This window comes from Mesorhizobium sp. B1-1-1, from assembly GCF_006442955.1.
GTDB lineage: Bacteria > Pseudomonadota > Alphaproteobacteria > Rhizobiales > Rhizobiaceae > Mesorhizobium.
This window is the reverse complement of sequence record NZ_VFWW01000001.1, coordinates 213,618-237,575: the sequence shown is the minus strand read 5'-3', so window position 1 is coordinate 237,575 and position 23,958 is coordinate 213,618. Positions and strand designations below refer to the sequence as shown.

The 23,958-nt window shown below is 63.6% G+C and carries 29 protein-coding genes; 11 read left to right on the top strand and 18 right to left on the bottom strand.

The genetic code is table 11. The features are described 5' to 3' along the window. Positions 1–87 precede the first annotated feature (87 nt). The 5 genes from purM (at position 88) to FJ986_RS01160 (ending at position 3,088) form a co-directional block, all read left to right on the top strand. On the top strand, positions 88–1,164 hold the full coding sequence (purM, locus tag FJ986_RS01180; RefSeq protein ID WP_140494348.1) for a phosphoribosylformylglycinamidine cyclo-ligase: 1,077 nt from the start codon (positions 88–90) through the stop codon (positions 1,162–1,164). After that, entirely contained in the window at positions 1,161–1,874 is a 714-nt protein-coding gene (gene purN / locus FJ986_RS01175; RefSeq protein WP_140520619.1) for a phosphoribosylglycinamide formyltransferase, read from the top strand. The genes purM and purN overlap by 4 nt, the downstream gene beginning before the upstream one ends. An 81-nt stretch (positions 1,875–1,955) precedes the next feature. After that, the gene (locus FJ986_RS01170) at positions 1,956–2,189 is read left to right on the top strand and encodes a type II toxin-antitoxin system HicA family toxin (RefSeq protein ID WP_224656000.1); all 234 of its coding nucleotides are present in this window, start codon (positions 1,956–1,958) and stop codon (positions 2,187–2,189) included. Continuing rightward, a complete protein-coding gene (locus FJ986_RS01165) occupies positions 2,186–2,527 on the top strand; it encodes a type II toxin-antitoxin system HicB family antitoxin (protein ID WP_140624578.1) in 342 nt (113 codons plus the stop codon). Before FJ986_RS01170 ends, FJ986_RS01165 begins: the two co-directional genes overlap by 4 nt. A gap of 51 nt (positions 2,528–2,578) precedes the next feature. Continuing rightward, positions 2,579–3,088, top strand: a complete 510-nt coding sequence (locus tag FJ986_RS01160; RefSeq protein ID WP_140494356.1) for a histidine phosphatase family protein — start codon at positions 2,579–2,581, stop codon at positions 3,086–3,088. Positions 3,089–3,135: 47 nt separating this feature from the next. Here the strand turns inward: FJ986_RS01160 and FJ986_RS01155 are convergent, their stop codons facing one another. The 6 genes from FJ986_RS01155 to FJ986_RS30350 all read right to left on the bottom strand — a co-directional run bounded on the left by FJ986_RS01155 (position 3,136) and on the right by FJ986_RS30350 (position 7,665). After that, a complete protein-coding gene (locus FJ986_RS01155; protein WP_140670121.1) occupies positions 3,136–3,375 on the bottom strand; it encodes a DUF680 domain-containing protein in 240 nt (79 codons plus the stop codon). A 190-nt stretch (positions 3,376–3,565) separates the two neighbouring features. Further along, a complete protein-coding gene (locus tag FJ986_RS01150; RefSeq protein WP_140670123.1) occupies positions 3,566–3,793 on the bottom strand; it encodes a DUF680 domain-containing protein in 228 nt (75 codons plus the stop codon). A 44-nt stretch (positions 3,794–3,837) separates the two neighbouring features. Next, positions 3,838–4,041, bottom strand: a complete 204-nt coding sequence (locus FJ986_RS01145) for a DUF680 domain-containing protein (protein ID WP_140515477.1) — start codon at positions 4,039–4,041, stop codon at positions 3,838–3,840. A 505-nt stretch (positions 4,042–4,546) separates the two neighbouring features. Beyond that, positions 4,547–5,320 (bottom strand): 4-hydroxy-tetrahydrodipicolinate reductase, encoded by a 774-nt coding sequence (gene dapB, locus FJ986_RS01140; protein ID WP_140670125.1) that lies wholly within the window; start codon positions 5,318–5,320, stop codon positions 4,547–4,549. An 8-nt stretch (positions 5,321–5,328) separates the two neighbouring features. Further along, positions 5,329–7,422, bottom strand: coding sequence for an ATP-dependent helicase (locus FJ986_RS01135; protein ID WP_140558878.1), 2,094 nt, complete (start codon positions 7,420–7,422; stop codon positions 5,329–5,331). A gap of 69 nt (positions 7,423–7,491) precedes the next feature. Continuing rightward, positions 7,492–7,665 carry a hypothetical protein gene (locus FJ986_RS30350; protein ID WP_181169231.1) on the bottom strand — a complete coding sequence of 58 codons (174 nt, stop codon included), beginning with the start codon at positions 7,663–7,665 and terminating at the stop codon, positions 7,492–7,494. A 110-nt stretch (positions 7,666–7,775) separates the two neighbouring features. Here FJ986_RS30350 and FJ986_RS30345 point away from each other — a divergent pair, with 110 nt between their 5' ends. Beyond that, entirely contained in the window at positions 7,776–7,916 is a 141-nt protein-coding gene (locus tag FJ986_RS30345) for a hypothetical protein (RefSeq protein WP_181165131.1), read from the top strand. Between the two features lie 213 nt (positions 7,917–8,129). On the opposite strand, the gene FJ986_RS01130 is transcribed toward FJ986_RS30345, so the two are convergent. Genes FJ986_RS01130 through FJ986_RS01120 form a run of 3 tightly spaced genes read right to left on the bottom strand, consistent with a single transcriptional unit; the run spans position 8,130 to position 11,737 of the window. Next, entirely contained in the window at positions 8,130–9,287 is a 1,158-nt protein-coding gene (locus tag FJ986_RS01130; protein WP_140673205.1) for a M20 aminoacylase family protein, read from the bottom strand. 18 nt (positions 9,288–9,305) lie between these two features. Next, positions 9,306–10,532 (bottom strand): Zn-dependent hydrolase, encoded by a 1,227-nt coding sequence (locus tag FJ986_RS01125; RefSeq protein ID WP_140673203.1) that lies wholly within the window; start codon positions 10,530–10,532, stop codon positions 9,306–9,308. After that, entirely contained in the window at positions 10,529–11,737 is a 1,209-nt protein-coding gene (locus FJ986_RS01120) for a diaminopropionate ammonia-lyase (protein WP_140565079.1), read from the bottom strand. The genes FJ986_RS01125 and FJ986_RS01120 overlap by 4 nt, the downstream gene beginning before the upstream one ends. 96 nt (positions 11,738–11,833) lie before the next feature. On the opposite strand from FJ986_RS01120, the gene FJ986_RS01115 reads away from it, so the two are divergent. Continuing rightward, positions 11,834–12,319, top strand: a complete 486-nt coding sequence (locus FJ986_RS01115; RefSeq protein ID WP_181165174.1) for an Lrp/AsnC family transcriptional regulator — start codon at positions 11,834–11,836, stop codon at positions 12,317–12,319. A gap of 69 nt (positions 12,320–12,388) precedes the next feature. Then, complete coding sequence (locus FJ986_RS01110; RefSeq protein WP_140673201.1) at positions 12,389–13,531, top strand: NAD(P)/FAD-dependent oxidoreductase; 1,143 nt, start codon at positions 12,389–12,391, stop codon at positions 13,529–13,531. 11 nt (positions 13,532–13,542) lie between these two features. On the opposite strand, the gene FJ986_RS01105 is transcribed toward FJ986_RS01110, so the two are convergent. The 4 genes from FJ986_RS01105 to FJ986_RS01090 all read right to left on the bottom strand — a co-directional run bounded on the left by FJ986_RS01105 (position 13,543) and on the right by FJ986_RS01090 (position 19,105). Beyond that, positions 13,543–15,651, bottom strand: a complete 2,109-nt coding sequence (locus FJ986_RS01105) for a molybdopterin oxidoreductase family protein (protein WP_140673199.1) — start codon at positions 15,649–15,651, stop codon at positions 13,543–13,545. A gap of 157 nt (positions 15,652–15,808) precedes the next feature. Beyond that, positions 15,809–17,686 (bottom strand): ABC-F family ATP-binding cassette domain-containing protein, encoded by a 1,878-nt coding sequence (locus FJ986_RS01100; protein ID WP_140494379.1) that lies wholly within the window; start codon positions 17,684–17,686, stop codon positions 15,809–15,811. Between the two features lie 136 nt (positions 17,687–17,822). Next, a complete protein-coding gene (locus FJ986_RS01095) occupies positions 17,823–18,272 on the bottom strand; it encodes a MucR family transcriptional regulator (RefSeq protein ID WP_140494381.1) in 450 nt (149 codons plus the stop codon). Positions 18,273–18,592: 320 nt separating this feature from the next. Continuing rightward, positions 18,593–19,105 carry a DinB family protein gene (locus FJ986_RS01090; protein WP_140494383.1) on the bottom strand — a complete coding sequence of 171 codons (513 nt, stop codon included), beginning with the start codon at positions 19,103–19,105 and terminating at the stop codon, positions 18,593–18,595. Between the two features lie 65 nt (positions 19,106–19,170). Here FJ986_RS01090 and FJ986_RS01085 point away from each other — a divergent pair, with 65 nt between their 5' ends. Beyond that, on the top strand, positions 19,171–19,863 hold the full coding sequence (locus FJ986_RS01085) for a glutathione S-transferase family protein (protein ID WP_140673197.1): 693 nt from the start codon (positions 19,171–19,173) through the stop codon (positions 19,861–19,863). 64 nt (positions 19,864–19,927) lie between these two features. Here the strand turns inward: FJ986_RS01085 and FJ986_RS01080 are convergent, their stop codons facing one another. Then, positions 19,928–20,176 (bottom strand): DUF2934 domain-containing protein, encoded by a 249-nt coding sequence (locus FJ986_RS01080; RefSeq protein WP_226880360.1) that lies wholly within the window; start codon positions 20,174–20,176, stop codon positions 19,928–19,930. A 240-nt stretch (positions 20,177–20,416) separates the two neighbouring features. Between FJ986_RS01080 and ndk the strand changes: the two genes are divergently transcribed. After that, positions 20,417–20,839, top strand: coding sequence for a nucleoside-diphosphate kinase (gene ndk / locus FJ986_RS01075; protein WP_010915217.1), 423 nt, complete (start codon positions 20,417–20,419; stop codon positions 20,837–20,839). A 131-nt stretch (positions 20,840–20,970) separates the two neighbouring features. Next, on the top strand, positions 20,971–21,579 hold the full coding sequence (locus FJ986_RS01070; protein WP_140520628.1) for a class I SAM-dependent methyltransferase: 609 nt from the start codon (positions 20,971–20,973) through the stop codon (positions 21,577–21,579). Between the two features lie 26 nt (positions 21,580–21,605). On the opposite strand, the gene FJ986_RS01065 is transcribed toward FJ986_RS01070, so the two are convergent. From FJ986_RS01065 to pgsA, 4 genes are all read right to left on the bottom strand, one after another. Continuing rightward, on the bottom strand, positions 21,606–22,373 hold the full coding sequence (locus tag FJ986_RS01065) for a YbaY family lipoprotein (protein WP_224519189.1): 768 nt from the start codon (positions 22,371–22,373) through the stop codon (positions 21,606–21,608). A gap of 85 nt (positions 22,374–22,458) precedes the next feature. Next, positions 22,459–22,941, bottom strand: coding sequence for a molybdenum cofactor biosynthesis protein MoaE (locus FJ986_RS01060; protein WP_140673195.1), 483 nt, complete (start codon positions 22,939–22,941; stop codon positions 22,459–22,461). 1 nt (position 22,942) lies between these two features. Next, positions 22,943–23,197 carry a molybdopterin converting factor subunit 1 gene (moaD, locus tag FJ986_RS01055; RefSeq protein WP_140673193.1) on the bottom strand — a complete coding sequence of 85 codons (255 nt, stop codon included), beginning with the start codon at positions 23,195–23,197 and terminating at the stop codon, positions 22,943–22,945. Position 23,198: 1 nt separating this feature from the next. Then, complete coding sequence (gene pgsA / locus FJ986_RS01050; protein ID WP_140494400.1) at positions 23,199–23,795, bottom strand: CDP-diacylglycerol--glycerol-3-phosphate 3-phosphatidyltransferase; 597 nt, start codon at positions 23,793–23,795, stop codon at positions 23,199–23,201. Positions 23,796–23,958: the final 163 nt, after the last annotated feature.

Sequence of the window (23,958 nt, the reverse complement as noted above, 5' to 3'; positions counted from 1 at the left end):
TGGGGAGCGGCAGTTTCAGCGCCGTTTTCCTTGCGGACCGAAACCGTTCATGCGAAGAGCCGCAAAGGAAACAGCGACAAGCCAGATATGAAGCGCGATACAGTCAAGCGTAAGAACGGGCTCACCTATGCCGAGGCTGGCGTCGACATCGATGCCGGCAATCTCATGGTCGAGAAGATCAAACCGCTGGTCAAGGCGACGCGCCGGCCGGGCGCCGATGGCGAGATCGGCGGTTTCGGCGGCCTGTTCGACCTCAAGGCCGCCGGCTTTACCGACCCGGTGCTGGTCGCCGCAAATGACGGCGTCGGCACCAAGCTGAAGATCGCCATCGACGCCGGCAAGCACGACACGATCGGCATCGACCTCGTCGCCATGTGCGTCAACGACATCGTCGTGCAGGGTGCCGAACCGCTGTTCTTCCTCGACTATTTCGCCACCGGCAAGCTCGATCCGGACCAGGGTGCGGCGATTGTCGGCGGCATCGCCGCGGGCTGCCGGCAGGCCGGCTGCGCGCTGATCGGCGGCGAGACGGCCGAAATGCCCGGCATGTATCACGGCAAGGACTATGACCTTGCCGGTTTTGCCGTGGGCGCGGCCGAGCGCGGCCAGCTTCTGCCCACCGACGACATCGTCGAGGGCGACGTGCTGCTGGGGCTGGGTTCGTCGGGCCTGCATTCGAACGGCTTTTCGCTGGTGCGCCGCATCGTTGCGACCAGCGGCCTGGCATGGACCGATCCGGCTCCCTTCAATGACGAGGCCACATTGGCCGAGGCGCTGCTCGAGCCGACCCGGATCTATGTGAAATCGATCCTGAAGGCGATCCGCAACACGCACGGCATCAAGGCGCTGGCCCATATCACCGGCGGCGGCTTCCCCGAAAACATTCCGCGCGTTCTGCCGAAGGAGTTCTCGGCCGAGCTCGATCTCGACGCCATCGACGTGCCGCCTGTGTTCTCATGGCTGGCCAAAACCGGCGGTGTGGCGCCCGAAGAGATGATGCGCACCTTCAACTGCGGCATCGGCATGATCCTGGCGGTGGCGTCCGGCCAGGCGGCGCAGGTCGCTGCCGTCTTGCAGGAAGCCGGCGAGACGGTGACGCCGATCGGCCGGATCGTGCCGCGCCGCGACGCCGGCGTCATCTATCGGGGTTCGATCGGTCTATGAGTGCGCAGAAGAAACGCACTGTCGTTCTGATCTCGGGGCGCGGTTCCAACATGACGGCGCTGATCGCCGCCGCCAGCGACCCGGCTTTCCCCGCCGAAATCGTCGGCGTCATCTCCGACAAGGCGGATGCCGCCGGGCTCGGCATGGCGAGGGCGCGCGGCATCGCCACCCAGGTGATTTCCCGGGCCGACCATGCCAGCAAGCAGGCGCACGACGCCGCGATCGATGCGGCGCTCACGGCCTTCAATGCCGAGATCGTGGCACTGGCCGGCTACATGCGCATTTTGACCACCGGCCTCGTCCAGAAATGGCAGGGTCGCATGATCAACATCCACCCCGCTCTGCTGCCGGCCTTCAAGGGGCTCGACACGCATGCGCGCGCGCTGGCGGCGGGCATGCGCATCCATGGCTGCACCGTGCATTTCGTCACGTCCGAGATGGATGACGGTCCGATCATCGCACAGGCGGCGGTGCCGGTAATGGTTGGCGACAATGCCGACACACTTGCCGCACGAGTGCTGAAGGTGGAACACCAGCTCTATCCGCTGGCGCTGGGGCTGGTCGCCGAGGGCAAGGCGCGGATGGAAAAGGGCCGCACCGTGTTTGCCCGCTTCGCCGACGATGCCGACAATGCAACCTCGATGATCATTGCACCGAGCCCGCTACGCGAGGAAATCGATTTCGAGCAATTGGCGCGGATCACGCCGTAGGCATTTTTGCAGTCATAATTTGATTGCAAACTTTGGCGCACCCGCCTATCTCATGCTTGCATGAACAGCAAGCATAGGCGCGTGCTCAAAGCGATATTCACCGATCCAGTTTCGGGCAGTATCGAATGGATTGCCGTCGAAGCCTTGCTGGTCGCCGTTGGTTGCCAGGTGATCGAAGGAAGCGGCTCACGCGTGCGTTTTGTCTTTAAGAGCGAAGTCGAGACGTTCCACCGGCCGCACCCTTCAAAGGAAGCAAAGCGATATCAAGTACGGGATGCTCGCCAATTCTTGTTGAGGATCGGAGTGAAGCCATGAATGCGATGACCTACAAGGGCTATTCGGCCCGCGTTGATTATGATGACGATGACGAGATTTTCTTCGGCCGTATTGCCGGTATTCGAGACGGCGTATCCTTCCATTCAGAAACTGTCGCGGGGCTAAAAGCCGCCTTCCATGAAGCCGTGGACGACTATGTCGAAACTTGCGCGAAAATCGGTAAGTCGCCGCAAAGATCTTATTCCGGCAATCTCATGTTGCGCGTTGACCCCTCGGTTCATTCAAAAGTTGCAATGGCAGCGGAACTCGCAGGCAAGAGCCTGAACCAGTGGGGAGAAGAAGTCTTGCGCGAGGCCGCCGAAAAGCAAATTGCCTGAACCAGCAGCTGTCCTGCCTCCATCTGCATCCGCCATTCGACCGGGAGTATCGTGAAACAGTTGTTTGTGCTGCGCCACGCCAAGTCGAGTTGGGACGATCCCAACCTCCCCGATTTCGACCGGCCGCTCGCCGAACGCGGATTGAAGGCGGCCCAATTGATAGGGCGCGAACTCGCGACGCGCGGGTGGCTGCCGGACCAGGCGCTGGTATCGCCGGCGCTGCGCACCCGCGAGACCTGGCGGCTGGTGGACGCGGAGTTGCCAGCGCATCCACGAGTCGCGTTCTCCGAGGCGCTTTATGAAGCCTCAGCGACGGATATTCTGAGCCAGATTCGTCAAGCCGATCCGTCGAACGACAGCTTGCTGGTGGTCGGCCACAATCCCGGTCTGCAATATCTGGCGAAACAGCTTGCCGGGCCAGGGTCAGAGGCCAAGGCGCGCAGGAGGCTCGAAGGAAAATTTCCAACGGCAGCCTTTGCGCGCCTCGTTTTCCAGGGCGACTGGTCCAACCTGTCGTCCGCGCGGCTGACGCATTGCCTGCGTCCGAAGGATCTGCGCTAGAAATCCGGGGTTAAGCTGGCAGCCAAGGCCGCTGCGTGTCCGGGACGTTAATTGCCCCAGATGCCTTGGCCGGGTTCGGGCCAGTCGGTCGTGGGCTTCGTCTTGGCATCGCCTGTCTCGTGGCTGGCCATGCCCGTATCCTTGAGCGCGCCGGTGACAAGGTGGTCCACGCCCGCCATCGGGGCGACGGGCTGGTTGGCATTGTCGGAGCCATAATGGTCGCTGCCGGCAAAGGCGCTGCCGGTCGCAACGAGGATGGCGGCGGTGGCGAGGGCGATCTTGTTCATTTCAATCTCCTGGATTCATCCGTTAGGCGGCGTCTTGGGAGGACGGTTCCGCTAAGGACAAGACCCCAGGCACTCCTGTTTTATTCCTGGGCTCGGATTGTTTTCTGCCGAGCTTGGAGGATTGGTCATGCGCAAAAAACAAGAGCGGCGGGCCAGGCCCACCGCTCTTTGTGGTCGAAGACTTACAGAATCAACGGCCCCAGATGCCCTGGCCAGACTGAGCCGGCACGTTGGCATTCGCGTCGCCCTGCGCCTTTATGGACTTGGTGATCGAGCCGGTATGCGTGGTGTCGATGTTGGAGGTCGACTGGTTGGCAACCGGCTGGTTGACATTATTGGAACCATAATTGTCGCTGCCGGCAAAGGCGGTGCCCGTGGCAATGAGAATGGCGGCGGCGGTAAGAGCGATCTTGGTCATTTCTTTACTCCTGAGTTCAAGTTGGTTGATGTCGGCAGTCGCGATTAGCGGCCGAAAAGGTTGCGGTCGGCGCCCTGCGAAGCCGGGGCCTGGACGGTTCCGTTCGTCTTCGAGGTCGAAGCGGTGACGGAATGGTCAACAGCGGCGGCGGGCTGATTGGCGTTGGCCGAACCATAATTGTCGCTGCCGGCGAAAGCGGTGCCCGTGGCAACGAGGATGGCAGCGGCGGTAAGAGCGATCTTGGTCATTTTGGTTACTCCAGTATGTTTGTTCTGTCCGTCTAGTGGCGTGCCCTTGGGAGGATTTCGCGTCGCTCGGACCACCCCGAGATGGGTCTGCGGTGTTGTCGTTTCCAGTCACGAAAATGTGCCAAAAAAGCTGTGGGACGGCCCTTGAAATTGAAACGACATCGCTGGCTGCCACAATTTTATCTTGTTGAACCAACGGTTTATTGAGAAAACTCCATTGAGCCCACCCGTTTGCGCAGAGCGTACGTTCACCGTTTGATGTACGGTCCGTCAACATAAATCGAACCGAACGGTTCGGTCTTATCTACGTAAGGCCCGCGCAAGTGGCCGCATCCGGGCGTTTGCTTTGCGGCTGGGTCGACATTGTCGCTTGCAAACGGGCTGAAGGACGCGCCAAGAGGCGCGCCGCATTCTCCACGCGGAGGCTTCGCCTCCGGTCGCGGCAGGCGCAAGCTTTCAGTCATTTTGCCGACTGGAGAAATGGAAAGCGGCGGGTTCTGGCCCGTCAGGAAGCGCCAAAGCCAAGGACGTCGCGCATACCGTATTGACCGGGCGGTCGCCCGGCCACCCAGAGGGCTGCGGCGATGGCGCCACGGGCGAACATGACGCGGTCCTCGGCCGCATGCGACAGGGTGACGATCTCGCCCCCGGTGCAGAAGCTGACGCTGTGCTCGCCGACGATGCTGCCGCCGCGCAGCATCGCGAAGCCGATCTCGCCGGCAGGCCGCGCACCGGTGACACCGTCGCGAACAAGCCTCGCCATCGCATTGAGTTCGACGCCGCGTCCGTCGGCAATGGCTTGGCCGAGCATCAGGGCGGTGCCCGATGGCGCATCGATCTTGTGGCGGTGATGCGCCTCTAAAATCTCTGCATCCCAGTCCGCGGGACCGAGCGCTCTCGCCGCCTGCTCGACCAATCCGACCAGCATGTTCAGCCCAAGCGAAAAGCTCCCGGAGCGTACGATGACAACGGTTTTCGCGGCATCGGCGATGGCTGCCAATTCAGCGTCATCGAAACCGGTCGAGCCAATGACCATGGCAGGCCCGCGACGGCCGGCGCAGGCTCTCGCCAGATCGGCCGATGCCGCCGGCGTGGTGAAATCGACGACCACATCGGCCAGGCCGAGCGCCTCGTCGCGGCTGACCAGGCCATCGCCGGCAATGCCCGGTCGATGAAAGCGGGCAGTAAGCGCCAGCCGCGAGTCGGCCTGCACGGCGTCCGCCATCTGGCGCCCCATGCGGCCGAGCGCACCGGCAATTGCGATCCTGACTGGCGCCATCGCCGCGGCTATTTCCACATGCCGCGCATGCGCGCGCCAATGTCGACGCGTATCTCCGGCCGGGGCGCCCTGCCCGGCGCTGCTTGCGCTGCCGGCCATACCGTCTGTTCGAATGCCGCAAGGAGGGAGGCCGGGATGAAGCGCGTGCGCGAGGCATAGACATGGCGGTCGCCGCGCGCCGCCTGGCCATGCGCAAAGAAGCGCTGCGGCATGACCAGGTTGAGGCTGTCCTTGGCCCTTGTCATCGCCACGTAAAGCAGCCGGCGCTCCTCCTCGATATCTTCCCTGGTACCAACGCCGAGATCGGCCGGAATGCAGCCATCGACGGTGTTGAGCACAAACACGTTCTTCCACTCCTGGCCCTTGGCCGAGTGGATGGTCGACAGGATCAAATAATCCTCGTCGCGGTGCGGCGGCCCGGCCTGGTCGCTGGTCGCGTCCGGCGGATCGAGCGTCAGCTCGGTCAGGAACCGTTCGCGCGAAGCGTAGCCGGATCCGATCTGCTCGAGCTGCAGAAGGTCGGCCCGGCGTGTGGTTGCGTCCTCGTGGATGCGCTCGAGATGCGGCTCGTACCAGAGCCTGACCTGTTCGAGATCGGCCGGCCATTTGGCGCCGGCACGCAGGCCGGAGTAGAGCGAGACGAAGCCCGGCCAGTCATCCGCCGCGCGCTGCGGCGGCCGCCAGCCGGCAAGGCCCATCGCCTCGTCCAGCGCCGATGTCATCGTCTCCACGACCTGCGCCGCGGCCGAGGGGCCGATGCCCGGCAAAAGCTGCAGCACGCGAAATCCGGCGACGCGGTCGCGCGGGTTTTCGGCAAAGCGCAGCACCGCCAGCACATCCTTGACATGAGCGGCATCGAGGAATTTCAGCCCACCGAACTTGACGAAGGGAATGTTGCGCCGCGTCAGCTCGATTTCCAGCGGCCCGCTGTGGTGCGAGGCGCGAAACAGCACCGCCTGCGATTTCAGCGCCGTGCCGGCCTCGCGCTCGGCCAGGATGGCCTCGCAGACGAAATTGGCCTGTTCGACCTCGTCGCGTACAGTCACCAGCCTCGGCTTGGCGGCGGATTTGCGTTCCGACCACAGATTTTTGGTGAAGCGTTCCGAGGCCTCGCCGATCACCGCATTGGCGGCGGCCAAAATGGTTTCGGTCGAGCGGTAGTTGCGCTCCAGCATCACCACATCGGCGGCCTGCGCGAATTGGTTTGGGAAGTCCAGGATATTGCGCACCTCGGCGGCGCGGAACGAATAGATCGATTGCGCATCGTCGCCGACCACCGTCAGCCCGGCGCCATCGGGTTTGAGCGCCATGAGGATCGAGGCCTGCAGCCGGTTGGTATCCTGGTATTCGTCGACCAGCACATGGTCGAAGCGCCCGCCCAGATGCATCGCTATCTCCGGTTCGGCCGTCATCTGCGCCCAGTAGAGCAGCAGGTCATCGTAATCGAGCACGTTCTGCGCCTGCTTGGCCTCGACATAGCCGGCGAACAGCTGCTTCAGCTGTTCGCCCCATCCGGCGCACCACGGAAAGGCGGAGCCCAGCACCTCGCCGAGCGGCGCCTGCGCGTTGACGGCGCGCGAATAGATGGCAAGGCAGGTGCCCTTGGTGGGAAAGCGCGCTTCCGCCTTCGAGAAGCCGAGTTCGTGCCGCACCAGGTTCATCAGGTCGGCCGAATCCTCGCGATCGTGGATGGTGAACGCCGGATCGAGGCCGATCTCCTGCGCGTAATCGCGCAGTAGCCGTGCACCGATGCCATGGAAGGTGCCGGCCCAGGTCAGCGCGTCAGTGACGATCGAGGCGTCACGGCCGAGCACCTCGCCAGCGATGCGCTCGACGCGCCTGGCCATTTCGGAGGCGGCGCGACGTGAAAACGTCATCAGCAGGATGCGGCGCGGATCAGCGCCCTTGACGATGAGATGGGCGACGCGATGCGCCAACGTGTTGGTCTTGCCCGAGCCGGCGCCGGCAATGACCAGCAGCGGTCCGGCGATCCTGCCGTCGCCATGCTCGACAGCCTGGCGCTGGGCGTCGTTCAGCCTTGCGAGATAAGCAGGCTGGTCGGTCGGTTCCCGAAATGTCGAATCATGAGCGGCAAGGTTCATCGCCCATCAAGCATCGTTTCCGCTTTGTTCGCAACAAGGAAGCGGCGCGGCGAGCTCAGCGTCGACAGGTCAGCGTTCCGGATCGACACCCATCGCCGCAGACTGCCTGCGCAATGCCTCCCGATCATTCTTCGGGACTGGCAGCAACAGGGGATCGACGGTGTCGGGTACGTCCTCGATCAGCTTGCGCGCGAGGCGGTAAGTGACGAAGGCGATGGTGCAGGCCAAGAGCAGACGAATCATCCAGCAGTCCTCCTTTGCCTGATCCAACCGGAGACATGAGCTTTTGTTCCTCGGCTTGATCGTCGCAACCAAACGGAGGTCGTCTCGTTGTCAGACGAGAGGAGGTAGCGATGAAGAAGCTCTCCCTAGGCCTTCTGCTGATCGTTCTGGCCGTGTCGGCCTGCGACAACAACGTCCCGCCAACCAAGGCTCCGGCAGCGGAAAACCCGCACGCCGACGGCAATCCTGTAGCCGATAAGACCGGCAAATGAGTTGACATGCGTGCAGCAACGCCGCGGACCACGGCGGGACAGCACAAAGCACAGCCTGGAGAGGACGGCCGGCGCCGCTTGGGAGGTGCCTGATAGCGCCGGCCAGGCGGATATCAGGTCCGCCGCAATGTGGATGTTAGCTGAGTCTTGCCGTAGCGTCATGGGGATTCCACCCCTTTGGCTTCCCGCCAAATTCCGGAACGACCGCGCCGTTCATGCTCCCAATCGCCGTCTGACGACCGCGGCATGGAAATTCGTGCCGAACAGCAGGCCGTCATCGTTGAAGTCGTAGCTCGGATTGTGCAGCGGCGCCGTGTCGCCATTGCCGAGGAAGACAAAGCAACCGGGCACGTGAGCGAGGAAACGGGCAAAATCCTCAGAGCCGGTCATCGGCTCGCGGGCGACGGCGACGCCTTCGGGCACGAACACGTTTCCGGCGGCTGCAAAGGCCTCGTCGACCAATTCGGCGTCGTTGTGCAGCGGCACGAATTCCCTGCTGTAGGCGACCTCGGCGGTGACGTTGTAGGCGGCGGCGGTGCCGGCGGCGATGGTGCGCATCTGCTTCTCGATCTCGGCGCTGACCTCGGGGCGAAAGCTGCGGGCGTCTCCCAGGATACGGGCAAGGCCGGGCAGCGCGTTGCGGGTGCCGTCGGTGATCAGCTCGGTTACCGAGACCACCGATATGTCGGCCGGGCTCAGCCGGCGCGAGACGATGGTTTGCAGATTGGTGACCAGCGCGCAAGCGGCGACCAGTGTCTCCCGGCCGTCCTGCGGCCCGGCAGCGTGGCCGCCGAGGCCTCTCAGAACGATCTCGAAGATATCCTCGGCCGACATCATCGGGCCGGGGCGGGTTTCGAAATGGCCAATCGGCAATCCGGGCAGATTGTGCAGGCCGAAAATCTCATCGAAGGGAAAGCGGCGCATCAACCCATCGTCGAGCATGGCCAGCGCGCCCCTGCCCCACTCCTCGGCCGGCTGAAAGATGAAGCGCACCGTGCCGTTGAACCCGCCCTCCCCGGCCAGCAGCTTCGCCGCGCCGAGCAGCATGGTGGTGTGGCCGTCATGGCCGCAGGCGTGCATGATTCCGGGATTTTGCGAGCCATAGGCCACAGCCGATTGCTCGGTGATGCGCAGGGCATCCATATCGGCCCTGAGCGCGATCGCCCTGTTGCCGCTGCCGCGCTTCAGCGTGCCGCCGACGCCGGTGCCGCCGACGCCCTCGGTCACATCGTCGAGGCCGAATTCGCGCAGTTTGGCAGCGACGAAGGCCGCGGTGCGCTTTTCCTCGAACCCGAATTCCGGATGGGCATGCAGATCGCGCCGCCAGCCGGTCATCTCCTGCTTCAAGGCATCGAGATCGATTTTGGCCATTTCTCCGCCCCTCTCAAACTAGGTTGCAAGTCGGGTGACGACATCGAGCAGAATGTTGGCGCCGGCGACGAGCTCGGTATCCTCGGTGTATTCGCGCGGATTATGGCTGATGCCGCCGGCGCTCGGCACGAAGATCATCGCGGCAGGTGCGATACGCGCCATCATCTGCGCATCATGGCCGGCGCCGGACGTCATGCGCTTCGAAACCAGCCCGCGACTGATGGCAGCGGCCTCGATCAGCTCCACGATGCGGCTGTCGAAGATCACCGGCTCGAAGCGCGCCAGCCGCTCGACCGAGATCGTCACGCCTTCGGCGGCGGCGAGTTCTTCGAGGTGAGCGGCGAGTGCTGCTTCCTCCGCCTGCAACTGGTGCTCGAAAGGATCGCGCAGGTCGATGGTGAAGACCGCTCGCGAGGGAATGACGTTGATGGCGTTGGGCTCGAAACGCATCGTGCCGACGGTGGCGACGGTCGGCGTGTTCGAAGCCTTGGCACGATCGTGCAGGAAGGCGACGACACGGGCGGCCGCATGGCCGGCGTCGCTGCGCATCGACATCGGCGTGGTGCCGGCATGGTTGGCGACCCCGTCGATGGTGATGCGCTGCCAGGAGATGCCTTGCAGGTTTTCCACCGCGCCGATCGGCACGCCTTCGCGCTCCAGCACCGGGCCCTGCTCGATATGCAGTTCGAGATAGGTATGCGGCTTGAGGAAGCCCGGCTGCTCGTCGCCGGCATAGCCGATGCGCGCCAGTTGCTGCCCGAGCACGCTGCCGTCCGTCCCCACGGCCGCCAGCGCCTCGTCGATCGCAACACCGCCGGCATGAACCAGCGAGCCCATCATGTCGGGGGAATAGCGCACGCCTTCCTCATTGGTGAAGGCGGCGACGGCCAACGGGCGCGACAGGACAAAGCCTGACGCCTTCAGTGTCTCGATTGCCTCCAGCCCGGCCAGCACGCCGTAGCAGCCGTCATAAATGCCGGCATCTATGACCGTATCGATATGCGAGCCTATCAGGATCGGCGCCTGCCCGGCATTCCCAGGCGTCCGCCAGATGCCGAAGATATTGCCCATGCGGTCGATGGCGACTTCGAGCCCCGCCTCGCGCAACCAGCCGACGAAGCGGTCGCGGCCCTGCCGGTCGGCGTCCGAGGCGGCAAGCCGCACCAGCCGGCCCTCGCCGTCGCGGCCGATGGCGCCGAGGTCCCGAATACGGCCAAGCAGCCGCCGCGCGTCGACCGAGATCATGGCGTTGCTCCAGAAAGTACCTTGCCCGCAAGCACGTCCGCGGCGGCCACGCCGACGAGTTCGGCATAACGCCTGGGATCGGTTGCGCCTTCGGTGTTGACGACCAGCACCCGCGAGAGCCGGTCGAGGCCGAGTTCGGCCTTGTTGTCGGCCAGCGCCCGGATCAGTCCGGCCAGGCCGACCCCGCCGCTTTCGCCGGCAACGATGGCCGGATCGCCGCCGGCCGGCCGCGCAAGCCTCCGCATCACAGCGACCGCATCCTCCTCGTCGACGGTCATGAAGGTGTCGGCGGCACGCGCCAGCACGCGCCAGGCGACAGGCGACGCCTCGTAGCATTCGAGCATCGCCATGACAGTCGCTTCGCCATGCGCGATCTTGACAGGATGGCCAGCCCTGGCGGCGCCCAAGATACAAGCGGCACGTGCGGGCTCGACCACGGTGAAGACCGGCCTGGCATCACCGAGCACGATGGCGAGATGGCCAGCCAGGGCAGCGGCAATGCCGCCGACCCCGGCCTGGACGAAGACGTGGGTGGGCGGTTCGCCGAGCTGGCGCAGCGCCTCGCGCATGATCGCGGTGTAGCCTTGCATGACGAGGCCTGGAATGCGCTCATAGCCCGGCCACGACGTATCGGACACGACGGTCCAGCCCTTGTCCGTCGCGACGCGTGCGGCTTGCCTGACCGAATCATCGTAGTTGCCGTCGACGCGGATCATCTCGGCGCCGTAGCGGGCGATAGCCGTGATGCGCTCGTCGCTGACGCCGGCATGGACGAAGATCGCCGCCCTCGCGCCGACAAGCCGCGCGCCCTGTGCCACCGAGCGGCCGTGATTGCCGTCGGTCGCGCAAGCCATCGTCATGGTGGCGGCGACCGCCCTGACATCGGGCTGATCGAGATCGGCGATGCCGAGCGGCCTGCCAAGCCGGCGGCCGGCTTCCTCCAGCACCAGATGAACGACGGCATAAGCGCCCCCAAGCGCCTTGAAGCTACCGAGGCCGAGGCGAAAACCCTCATCCTTGAGGTGGATGGCGCCAATGCCCAGTTCGGCGGCCAGCGCCGGCAGCGCATGCAGCGGCGTCTCCTGATGATTGTCGCGATGGGACAGGAAACGCTCGGCCGCGTCGGCCCCCGCAACCCCAAGCGTTTCGGCGTCGACCGGATCGAGTGGGCTGCCGTGCAAGGCATTGCGGTTGAGCAGGAACATCAAGGCCTCCTTGGCTGACAACGAGACTATATTGCAAGGCAGGCGCAAAAAGCGCTGTATTCAAGGCCCCGAAATGCAAGTTTGTTTCCTCAGGACATGCCATTGCCCGCGTTGCCAGCCTCGCTCGACAGTTTCGACCTCGCCATTCTCGCCGTGCTGCAGAAGGACAACACGACGCCGCAGCGACTGATCGGCGAGGCCGTGAACCTGTCGGCGCCGGCGGTGCAGCGCCGTATCAAGCGCATGCAACAGACCGGCGTCATCGCGGCCAATGTCGCGGTCATCGAACCGGCGGCGGTCGGCCAGCCCATCACCATCTTCGTCGAGGTCGAACTCGAAAGCGAACGCACCGAACTGATCGACGCGGCCAAGCGGCAATTCCTGGCGGCGCCGGAAGTCCAGCAGTGCTACTATGTGACAGGCGAGGCCGACTTCATCCTGGCCATCACGGTGGCCGACATGAGCGCCTATGAGGCGCTGACGCGGCGCCTGTTCTTCAACAGCAACAATGTCCGCAAATTCCGCACCTTCGTGGCCATGGACCGCGTCAAGGTCGGCCTGACGGTGCCGCTGCCGGGATGAGCTATCAGGTTGCATGTCTGGCATGCTTTCGCCATTCTCCGCATCGCGAATTGGCGGCGGGAGGCGCGCTTGCACGACACCACCCCGGTTGCGATCATCGGTGCCGGGCCGGCGGGCCTGGCCGTTGCCGCGTGCCTGCGGCAGGCCGGGGTCGACTTCATCCTGCTTGAAAAAGAGCAGCAGCCCGCTCCCGCCTGGCGGCGCCACTACGAGCGCGTCCACCTGCACACGACCAAGCGCTATTCATCCCTGCCCTTCGTGCCCTTCCCCAGGCATTATCCGCGCTATGTGCCACGTGATCTGTTCGTCGAATACCTCGATACCTATGCGCAACGCTTCGATCTGCGGCCCCGCTTTGGAGAAGCGGTGCGTGCGATCCGCCGGCAGGGCAGAAGCTGGGGCGTCGAAGCGACATCAGGCACCGTACGCGCTTCCCATGTGGTGATTGCCTCGGGATACAATGCCGAGCCGCTGATGCCGGCATTCGCCGGCGCCGGCAGTTTCAAGGGCAAAAGTCTGCACAGCGCGGATTACCGCAACAACACGCCGTTTGCCGGCCAGTCGGTGCTGGTCATCGGCATGGGCAACACCGGCGCCGAGATCGCGCTCGACCTGGCAGAAGGCGGCGCGCATCCGACGATCTCCGTGCGCGGCGGCGTCCATATCGTGCCGCGCGAACTGCTCGGGGTGCCCATCCAGGTCGTCAGCATGGCGACGCGCCTGGGGCCGCGACGCGTCAATGACGCCGTCTTTCCTATCATCCTCGATCTGGTGTTGGGCAGGCTGGAGAAATATGGGCTCAAACGGCCCAAGCAGGGATTGCTGGAGCAGATATCCCTGGCGTCGCGCATCCCGGTGATCGATGTCGGCACCATCGGTAAGATCCGCGAAGGCGCGATCAAGGTCGCGCCCGACATTGCCGAGATATCAGAAGGCGGCGCCCGTTTCGTCGATGGTCGGCACAGCGACTTCGACGCGATCATCTTCGCCACCGGCTACCGCCCAGCCTATGCCAAATTCCTCCAGCCCGGCGTCGAGCCTGGCGCCAGCGGCGTCAATGCGCGCGCTTCGGAACTCGGTCTTTATCTCGTCGGCTTCCACAATTCGGTCACCGGCCTGCTGCGCGAAATCGGAATCGAAGCCCAGGCGATCGCCGACGACATTCGTCTCCGGCAGAACAGAAAAAGGACGGCCGAAACCCTGCCGGTATGAGCTGAGGCCGCTCAGCTTGCCTTGCGCAGCCACACCTTGTTGTCGTGGAATGCCGCGCCGCCATAGGGTGCGGGCGCATCGGCGCCAGTCAGCACGTTGATGCCCTCGCCGCGCTCATGCGCGCTGTTCGGCCAGATGCCTTCGGCGATCACCACGCCGCGCTTGATGCCGTCGAACAGCCTCGCATGCAGCACCACCTCGCCGCGCGCATTGCCGACCTCGACACGATCGCCCTCTGCCAAACCGTGTGCGGCGGCATCGTCGGGATGCAAGAGCAATTCCGGCCGGCCTTCCTTGGCCTTCGACACCGGCGTTTCGGAAAAGGTCGAGTTGAGGAAGTTGCGTGCCGGCGACGTAGCCAGCCGGAACGGATGCGCCTCGTCGGCAACCTCGATCAGGTCGACATGATCAGGATATTGCGGCAACTGCTCCACCGGGCCGAACAGGCCCATGCTTTTCGGCGGCCTATTGGGGGCGGCTTGTCCGGTCCAATCGGCGCGGAAGCGGAATTTGCCGTCCGCATGGCCGAAGCCCTTGGTGAAATGCGCGGTTTCGAAATCCGGCTGCAGGTCGACCCATTTCTGCTCCTTCAGGCTGGCAAAGCTGCCCAACCCGCGCTTGCCCAGGATGATGTCGATATGCTGCTGTTCGGTGAGGCCGAAGCCCGGCCTGTCGGCGACTCCGAGGCGCTCAGCCAATTGCTCGATGACGAAATGGTTGGTGCGCGGCCCTTCCGGCGGCTCGATCAGCTTCGGGCCGAGCGTGATGTGCTGGTTGCCGCCGCCCTTGTAGATGTCGTCATGCTCGACGAACATCGTTGCCGGCAGCACGACGTCGGCGAGCTTGGCCGTGTCGGTCATGAACTGCTCGTGCACGCAGGTGAACAGATCCTCACGCAAGAAACCCTGCTTCACCAGCCGCTGCTCGGGCGCGACATTGGCCGGGTTGGTGTTCTGGATGAGCAGCGCCGTCACCGGCGGCCCGCCATAGAGCGCATCCGGCGCCCCCGTCAGCACCGGGCCGATGCGCGAATGATCGAGAAAGCGGATCGAGGGATCGCGCATGCGCGTGCCCTCCAGCACCTCCTGGTTGAGCTTGAAGATGCCGGAATTGGAATGGAAGGCGCCGCCGCCCTCATATTGCCAGGCGCCGGTGACGGCGGCGATGCAGGAGGCGGCATGCATGTTGACCGCGCCGTTGCGCTGGCGGGCAAAGCCGTAGCCGAGGCGGAAATAGGTTTTCCTGGTCGTGCCGACGAGACGGGCAAAACTCTCTATCTCGGCCACAGTCAATCCGGTGATCGCGGCCGCCCATTCGGGTGAGCGTGTGCGCAGATGCGCTTCCAGACCTTTCGGGTCATCGGTGTATTTCTCGAGATAGGCGCGGTCAGCCAAGCCTTCCCTGAACAGCACATGCATAACCGCGCAAGCCAGCGCGCCATCGGTGCCAGGCTTCAGGACAAGGCCCATATCGGCCTGCTTCATCGTGGCGTTCTCATAGACGTCGATGACCACGATCCTGGCACCGCGCTCCTTGCGTGCCTTGATGGCGTGGGTCATGACGTTGACTTGGGTCACCACGGCATTGGTGCCCCAGATCACCACGCAATCGGACTTGACCATTTCGCGCGGGTCGGGACCGCGCAGCGCGCCCGCCCCCATCATCCAGCCGGTCCAGGCCAGGTTGGTGCAGATCGAGCCGAAGAAGCCCGAATATCTCTTCGCATGCCGCAGCCGCTCGATGCCGTCGCGCTGCACCAGCCCCATCGTGCCGGCATAGAAATAGGGCCAGACCGTCTCCGAGCCGTATTTTTCCTCGGCCGCGATGAACTTTTCGGCGACGAGGTCCAGCGCCGCCTCCCAACTTATTTCCTGCCAGGCGCCCTCGCCCTTGGCGCCTTTGCGCACCAGCGGCTTCAGCAAGCGATCGGGATGGTGGACGCGGTCGGCGTAACGAGCAACCTTGGCGCAGACGACGCCGGCCGTATAGCTGTTGGACTTGGCACCATGGACGCGGCCGATGCGGTTGCCGTCAAGCAACTCGACCTCGAGCGCGCAGGTCGACGGGCAATCATGCGGACAGGCCGAATGGCCGATGCGAAGGCTGGCGTGCTGGTTCATGGCACTTGTTTAGCCGTTTTCGAACAAGGCGTGTAGGGCCAGATCTGACCGTCCCCTTGAAGGAGAGGGTCGGCGCGTAGCGCCGGGGTGGGTTGTGGCGCAGACCCCCACCCCGCTCCGCTTCGCGGATCGACCCTCCCCACAAGGGGGAGGGTAACTACTCCGCCGTGCCTTCCTCATACTCGGCCGACATGGTCAGCCATTTTTCCTCGTGGCCGGCGAGCGTCTGGGCGAGTTGCGATCGCTCCTTCGCCAGCCTTGTCGCCGTCGACGGATCCTTTTCGTAGATCGCCGGGTTGGCCAGTTCGTCCTCGATGCCGTCGATGCGCTTGCGGATGCGGTCCATCAGCGCTTCCGTGGCGCGAATTTCCTTGGCCAGCGGCTCAAAGGCGGCGCGGCGCTGGGCCGCCTCGCGGCGGCGGTCGGCCTTCGAGGCTTTTTCCGCCTCGCGCCGCTCGCGCCGGTCGCCGGACACGCCTGTGACCAGCGTCTTGTAGTCTTCGAGGTCGCCGTCATAGGGGTTGACGGCGCCATCCTTGACCAGCCACAGCCGGTCCGCCGTCGCTTCCAGGAGATGGCGGTCGTGCGAGATCAAGATGACGGCGCCGGGGAACTCATTCAGCGCATGGATCAAGGATTCGCGGCTGTCGATGTCGAGATGATTGGTCGGCTCGTCAAGGATGAACAGGTTCGGCCCCTCGAAGGCCGACAAACCCATCAACAGCCGCGCCTTCTCGCCGCCGGACAGGTCTTTCGCCGCCGTGTTCATCTTTTCGGTGGTGAGCCCAAACTGGGCGACACGGCCGCGCACTTTCGATTCCGGCGCTTCCGGCATCAGCCTGCGAACATGCTCATAGGCGTTTTCCTCAGGCCTGAGATCGTCGAGCTGGTGCTGTGCAAAGATCGCCACCTTCAGCCCGGGCGCCACGGTCATGGTGCCGGTCTCCTGCTTCAGGCGGCCGGAGAGCAGCTTGGCAAAGGTCGACTTGCCGTTGCCATTGGCGCCAAGCAGCGCGATGCGGTCGTCGGCATCGATGCGCAAGGTCATCTTCTTCAGGATCGGCTCACCGGGTGTATAGCCGACATTGACATTGTTCAGCGCGACGATCGGCGAGGCCACCGTCTTCACCGGCTCCGGGAAAGAAAATGGCCGCACCGTGTCGTTCACGATGGCCGTGATCGGCTTCATCTTTTCAAGCGCCTTGATGCGGGACTGAGCCTGTCTTGCCTTGGATGCCTTTGCGCGAAAACGCTCGACGAAGGATTCCATATGCTTGCGGGCGGCTTCCTGCTTGATACGGCCCTTTTCCTGCTGTTCTTTCTGCTCGGTGTACTGGCGTTCGAACTGATCGTAGCCGCCGCGCCAGAAGGTCAGCTTCTTCTGGTCGAGATGGACGATCGAATTGACGGCGCGGTTAAGCAGGTCGCGATCGTGCGAGATCAGCAGCACCGTGTGCGGATATTTGGAAACATAGTTCTCAAGCCACAGCGTGCCTTCGAGATCGAGATAATTGGTCGGCTCGTCGAGCAGCAGAAGATCGGGTTCGGAAAACAGCACGGCAGCGAGTGCCACGCGCATGCGCCAACCGCCGGAAAATGAGGAGGCCGGACGGCGCTGCGCGGCGTCGTCGAAGCCGAGACCAGCGAGAATGGTGGCGGCGCGCGACTCGGCCGAATGCGCGTCGATATCGGCCAGCCGCATATGGATGTCGGCAATACGGTGCGGATCGGTCGCCGTCTTTTCCTCCTCGAGCAGCGCCGTGCGCTCGAGGTCGGCCTTGAGCACGATCTCGATCAGCGGCTCCTCGGTTCCGGGCGCTTCTTGCGCCACCTGGCCGATCCGCGTGTTCTTCGGCAGGCTGATCGAGCCCGTCTCGGAAGGGAAATCGCCTGTTATGGCCTTGAACAGCGTGGTCTTGCCGGTACCGTTGCGGCCGACAAGTCCGGCCTTGGTGCCGGCCGGCAAGGTCAGCGAGGCATGGTCGAGAAGCAAGCGCCCCGCCATGCGCAGCGAGAGGTCGTTGATGATAAGCATGGCCGCGCTTTTGCACGGGAGACCGGCGCTTCGCAAGACCTTGCGGGCCGGTTGGCCACGCAAGGCATGAAAACGGCGCGCGCAATGGCGCCGTCAACATCGCAGCTCAGAGGCTTCCGGCTGCGGTCGGCCGCGCTCAGGCGCTGGCTTTGCCGCGCTTTGTCGCCTTGGCCACGGGGGCCGGCGCTGCCGGCTTGCGGCCAAGTCCCGTCGACTTCGCCAGCGCTGACCGTGTCGCTGAGTAGTTCGGAGCGACCATCGGATAGTCGGGCGGCAGGCCCCATTTGGTGCGATACTCATCCGGGCTCAGCCCATAGTCCGTCCTGAGGTGCCGCTTGAGCGACTTGAACTTCTTGCCGTCTTCCAGGCAGACGATGTAGTCGGGAAAAACCGACTTCTTCGGGTTCACCGCAGGAACCAGGCTTGGGCTTTCCGCGACAACGGCACCTCCGAGCTTTCGCACCGAGGCACTGACGCTGGCAATCAGGTCAGGCAGGCCGGAAACCGGCAGCGGGTTGTTGCCGACATAGGCCGAGACAATGTCAGCGGTCAGCTCGATAACGGTCTTATCCTCGATATTTGACAAATCTTTCACCCTATTTGCGACAAAATCATCTACCCCAGAGAAGAATTTCGTCGATGCATTTATTTAACCGCGTCCCCCAAACGGACCAGCAAATCTCAAAACGAATCAAGACTTGCAGTCAAATATTTTTTAGGGAAATCGGCTCCGTGCAAACTAGAAAAGCTAATTTTTCGGGTCGGCAGACTTAGGCGGCCCGGTTGGAAGGCCAATATCTGTAAAACACGCGTCGTCGGTCATAACGCGCTCCAACGTCTTTCGGCCCTCAGTTCGCAGTTTCCGTGAAACGGTGAAAACTGCTCTATCGCAGCCGGCGGCCGAAATCAGGCGTATGCGCGCCCTTCCTCGGTGCGCTGGAAATGCGCCAGATCGAGCTGCACGGAAGGGCGGCCCAGAACCGTCAGGATCATATGGGCCTGGCCGCGGTGGTGGGTCTGGTGGTTGAAGACGTGGTCGAGCGCCGGAGCCAGCCGTTGCGAGACGGTGCGCATGTCCGATACCGTCATGTATATAAAGCGGCCCGACAGCGCCTTGTCGCTCAAACCGCCAACCCAGTCGACGATCCGCCGGTCCTCCGCCTCGCGCGCCATGCGCAGGCCCGGCAACGCCTGGTACAGTATGGCGTCCAGCGCCGTCGGCGCATCGCCCTCGCCGGTAAAGCGCTTCATCCAGATGCGATCGGCGGCCAGGAGATGGTTGAGCGTGCCCTTCATCGAGCCGAAGAAAGCGCCGACGTCGCGATTGAATTCCTCTTCGTCGAGATCGGCGGCGGCATCGTAGATGCGGCCATTGGCCCATTGATTATAGGCCGCAAACATCATGAAGTGCCGTTTCATCTTTTCTCCCGCCGGCCTGTGTCGAGGCGTTGCGGGATACCTAAACCGCAAGGAAGCCGCCGCCAATGACCATTCTGCTTTATGATCTCGTCGGACGCGACGCCACCCGCCCCTTCAGCCCGCATTGCTGGAAGGCGACGATGGCGCTGGCGCATAAGGGGCTGGAGATCAGCGCGGTGCCGACACGTTTTCTCGAAGTGCCCCGCGTCGAGGGCGGCGCATCGAAACTCGTGCCGGTGATCCGCGACGGCGAGACGGTCGTCGCGGATTCCTTCGCCATCGCGCTTTATCTCGACGAAACCTATCCGGACCGGCCGTCGCTGTTTGGCGGCGAAGGCGGCAAGGCCATGGCGCGCTTCATCGAGCGCTGGTCGCAACTGACCATCCATCCCTATGTGACCACCGCCGCGATCATGGACCTTTATGCCATGCAGGATACGGAGAACGCCGCCTATTTCCGCCAGAGCCGGGAGCAGCGCCTGGGCAAGAGCCTGGAAGAGGTGATGGCCGCGCGGGATGCCGGGCTTGGCAATTTCAGGGCTTCCCTGGAGCCGCTGCGCTCGATGCTCGCCTATCAGCCATTCATAGGCGGAGATTCGCCCCTGTTTGCCGACTATATCGTGTTCGGCGCGCTGCAATGGGCACGCATCGCCTCGCCCTACCCATTGCTCGACGACCACGATGTCGTGGCGCAGTGGTTCGCCCGCTGCCTCGACCTGCATGGCGGGCTGGGTCGGGCGGTTGCGGCGGCCGCGTGAAACCTTAGCGCCTGACCTTGCGGCAGGGCCAGCGACGAGCCATCGGCTCCGCTATGGCCAGGTCTTATTTAGCCGCCTTTTTTGGCTTGCCGGGCTTGGCGGCGGTCTTGGCCTCTTTGGGCGCGGTTTTTGCCTTGCCGGCGACGGCCGCCTTTCTTGCTGGCTTCTTCACCGCGGATGACCCTGCATCCTCCTGGTCGATGTCGGCCGTCGCCTGTTGCCAATGGCGCTCATGCTGTCCGGCCGGTTGCCCTTCTTCCTGCCAGATATGATGTGCGCGGCTGCGAATGCGCTCCTGGCGATCGTCTGTCATGGTCATGGTCTCCATCCGGGCCGACCTCAGCGCGGCGCCGACATGTGACTATAGCAAGCAAAGCCTAATATTGCAGCCGTCCGATCTCGGGCTGGCGGCATCGCCGATATCGGCCCGGCACGCAAACGCGCATGGCGTCGACTTCCCCTGTCGACACCTCTGTCGACTTCCTCTTGGCAATGAGCCGGCCGGCTTGTATAGAGCCCGCCACTCCCAATCCAACCAGACAAGGACGACCCAATGGCGCTCGAACGCACCTTTTCCATGATCAAGCCGGACGCAACGCGGCGCAATCTCACCGGCGCTATCACCAAGATGCTGGAAGATGCCGGTCTGCGCGTCATCGCTTCGCGCCGCGTTTGGATGAGCCGCCGCGAGGCGGAAGGTTTTTACGCCGTCCACAAGGATCGTCCGTTCTTCGGCGAGCTGGTGGAATTCATGTCGTCGGCGCCGACGATCGTGCAGGTGCTGGAAGGCGAGAACGCCATTGCCAGGAACCGTGAGGTGATGGGCGCCACCAACCCGGCCAACGCCGCCGAAGGCACCATCCGTAAGGTGCATGCGCTGTCGATCGGCGAGAATTCGGTGCACGGTTCGGACGCGCCGGAAACCGCTGCGCAGGAGATCAAGTACTGGTTCTCCGACACCGAGATCGTCGGCTGAGCCGACCCTGGCATTGTGACCGAAAAAGGCCGGCGGATTGCCGGCCTTTTTCATTGAAACGGATCGATCCGGCACTGCCGTTGAACCCTTGCCCGCGCTAAAGTCGGTCAGGCACAGGGAGCCGGCGAAGCATGACCAGCACCATTCCCGGCTTCTTCCAGGGCACCGAGATGCCATCGAGCGGCTGGTGGGAGGTGCTGTGGCCCGACCCCGGTGCCGTGCTTTCGTCAACGGGACTGAAGCCGGGCATGGAGGTGGCCGACCTCTGCTGTGGCGACGGCTGGTTTACGTTGCCCATCGCCAGGGTCGCCCGCCATGTCGTCGGCATCGATATCGATACCGACCTGCTCGACGTCACCCGTCGCCGGCTCAATGAAAACGGCACGAGGAATTTCGATCTCGTAGCGGGCGATGCCTATGAACTCGCGAGCCTGATATCCCGCCCCGTCGATTTCATCTTCATGGCAAACGCCTTCCACGGCGTGCCGGACCGGCCACGGCTGGCGCGAGCCGTTAGCGAAGCGCTCGTCCCTGCCGGACGCTTTGTTGTCGTCAACTGGCATCAGCAGCCGCGTGAACAAACCACGGTGCTCGGCGAGCCCCGCGGACCGAAGACCGAATTGAGGATATCGCCGGAACAGACCATCACGGCCGTCGAGGCGGCCGGCCTCAAATTCATCGAGCTGGTCGAGGTGCCGCCCTACCACTATGGCGCCGTGTTCGAAAAAATGAGCGGCTGACCTCCGCCGACAGCCCTTTCACGGCATCAGCTCGCGGCGCTGAAACGCAGGATTTCGCGGCCGTTCCCGTCGGCGATGGTCAACTTGCCGGCATCGACTTTATACGAAGCCGCCTTTGCCAGAGCCTCGAACAGCGCCTTTTCCTCCGCCATCACCTCGGGCGCGCAGGCCTTGTAGGTCGAGCCGATGTCGCTGATCGCGATCTTCTGGCCATCGAGGTTGGCGGTGGCAAAATAGCTGTTGCAGGGACCGTTGCCGTCGGCCTTGCCTGCTTCACTCACCCGGAATGTCGCTTGCGATGCGGTGATGGCTACGCCGTCGACATAATCGAGAAGCCAAAGCTGATCGAGAACGGAAGCAGTGGGCTCGGGACTTGGCGTCACCATCTTGAGCATGATTGTTTGCGGCGCATCGGTCAGCGGATCGACTTGATGGCGCTCATCCGAGATGAACAGGAGCCTGTCGCCGACGGTGATGCGGGCCTGCAACGCATAGGTCATCCGCCGCTGGATCCGGGACGGATCGAATTTGACCGCAAAGCTGATCGGCACCTGGCCTGCCGGCGTCAGCTTCTGTTCGCCGACGATTTTGGCGGGCGCGTCGGCCAACGAGACATCGGCAAGCTGGACCGAGAGCACGGCATTGGGCGGCAAAGCGATGCGCTCGCGGTAGGTCACCTCGCCTTTCAGGGCTTTTTCGGCGGCCACGGAGAGTTCCGGCACGGCCAGTATACCGACGACCAGAGGCACGAAACCGAAGACGAAGAACTCCGCTATCCTGTCCAGCACGACCATCTCCCTTCCCCGGGCTGGCCACAGCCCAGGCTGACCAACAACGAATTGGCCAAAGGATTGCGGTCAATGCGTGGCTGATGCAAAATTATTCGGACGGTGGCCTTTTCCAGCGCCCTGCCGCCTGCTCGTCTTTCTCCTTGGCCTCGACCCAGCCGCCATCGGAGCCGTCGGCATGATGCTCCTTTTTCCAGAAGGGAGCCTGCGACTTCAGATAATCCATGAGGAAATTCGCCGCCTCGAACGCGGCTTGCCGATGCACGGAGGCCGCCACCACCAGCACGATGTTCTCGCCTGGCCGGATCTTGCCATGACGGTGGATGGCGGTGATGCCCTGCAGCGGCCAGCGCTGAACCGCTTCGGCCGCGATGCGGGCGATTTCGGCCTCGGCCATGCCCGGATAATGCTCGAGCTCAAGGGCCGAGAGCGTCCCCTGCTCGTCACGGCACAGGCCCGAGAAGGTGACCACAGCGCCGATGTCGGCGCGGCCTTGCGTCAGTCTGGCGATTTCGGCGGCAACGTCAAAATCTCGGCGCTGAACGCGCACGACGGGTACGACCGCGCCGGCCATCTCAGCCCCCGGTCATCGGCGGAAACAGCGCGATCTCGCGCGCGCCTGCTATCTTCTCGCCGTGCTCGACATGTTCCTGGTTGATGGCGACGCGGATCACGTCGGGATATTGCAGCGCATGGTCGTATTCCTCGCCGCGCGACTTCAGCCAGCGCAACAGGTCCGCGACCGTGTCGACGCTATGCGGCAAGTCCACGTCTTCGTCCGGCTTGCCGATTCGCTCCCGCACCCAGGCGAAGTAGATGAGCTTCGTCATCCTATTCGTCCATGATGTGCTTGAGGCCGGCGCGGAAATAGTCATAGCCGGTGTAAAGCGTGACCAGGGCCGCGATCCACAACAGCACCAGGCCGGTCTGTGTGGTCAGCGGAAAAATCTTGTCGCCGGCCGGACCGGCGAGCAGGAAGGCGATAGCGACCATCTGGATGGTGGTCTTCCATTTGGCAAGCTGCGTCACCGGCACGGAGACCTTGAGCGCCGCCAGATATTCGCGCAGGCCCGAAACCAGGATTTCGCGGCACAGGATGATGATCGCCGCCCACAGCGACCAGCCGGCAATGCCGGCATGGCGGTCGGTGTCGGCGGCAAGCAGCAGCAGGCATGTCGCGACCAGCAGTTTGTCGGCAATGGGGTCGAGCATCTTGCCGATGTTCGAGGTCTGCTTCCAGGCGCGGGCGAAATAGCCGTCGAAATAATCGGTGATGGACGCCAGCAGGAAAATGATCAGCGCCGACCAGCGGGCGAAGTCGCTCGACTTCAGATGTCCCTCGAGGAAAAAGCACAGCACCACCAGCGGCACCGCGATAATGCGGGCGTAGGTGAGGATGTTCGGAAGGTTGAACGCGCGCTGAGCCATATCCGGGGGAACTCTTTCTGCCTGCGTACTCAAATCAGAAGCTGATGTAGGGGGTCAACAGGCCAAAATCGATTGGCCAGCAAAAATAGGCCAATCTTGTCATCTCGCGGGCTACGCCGCGCCGCCCCTTGCTTCGCCCGGGAGCCGACGGTGGCTTTCGGGC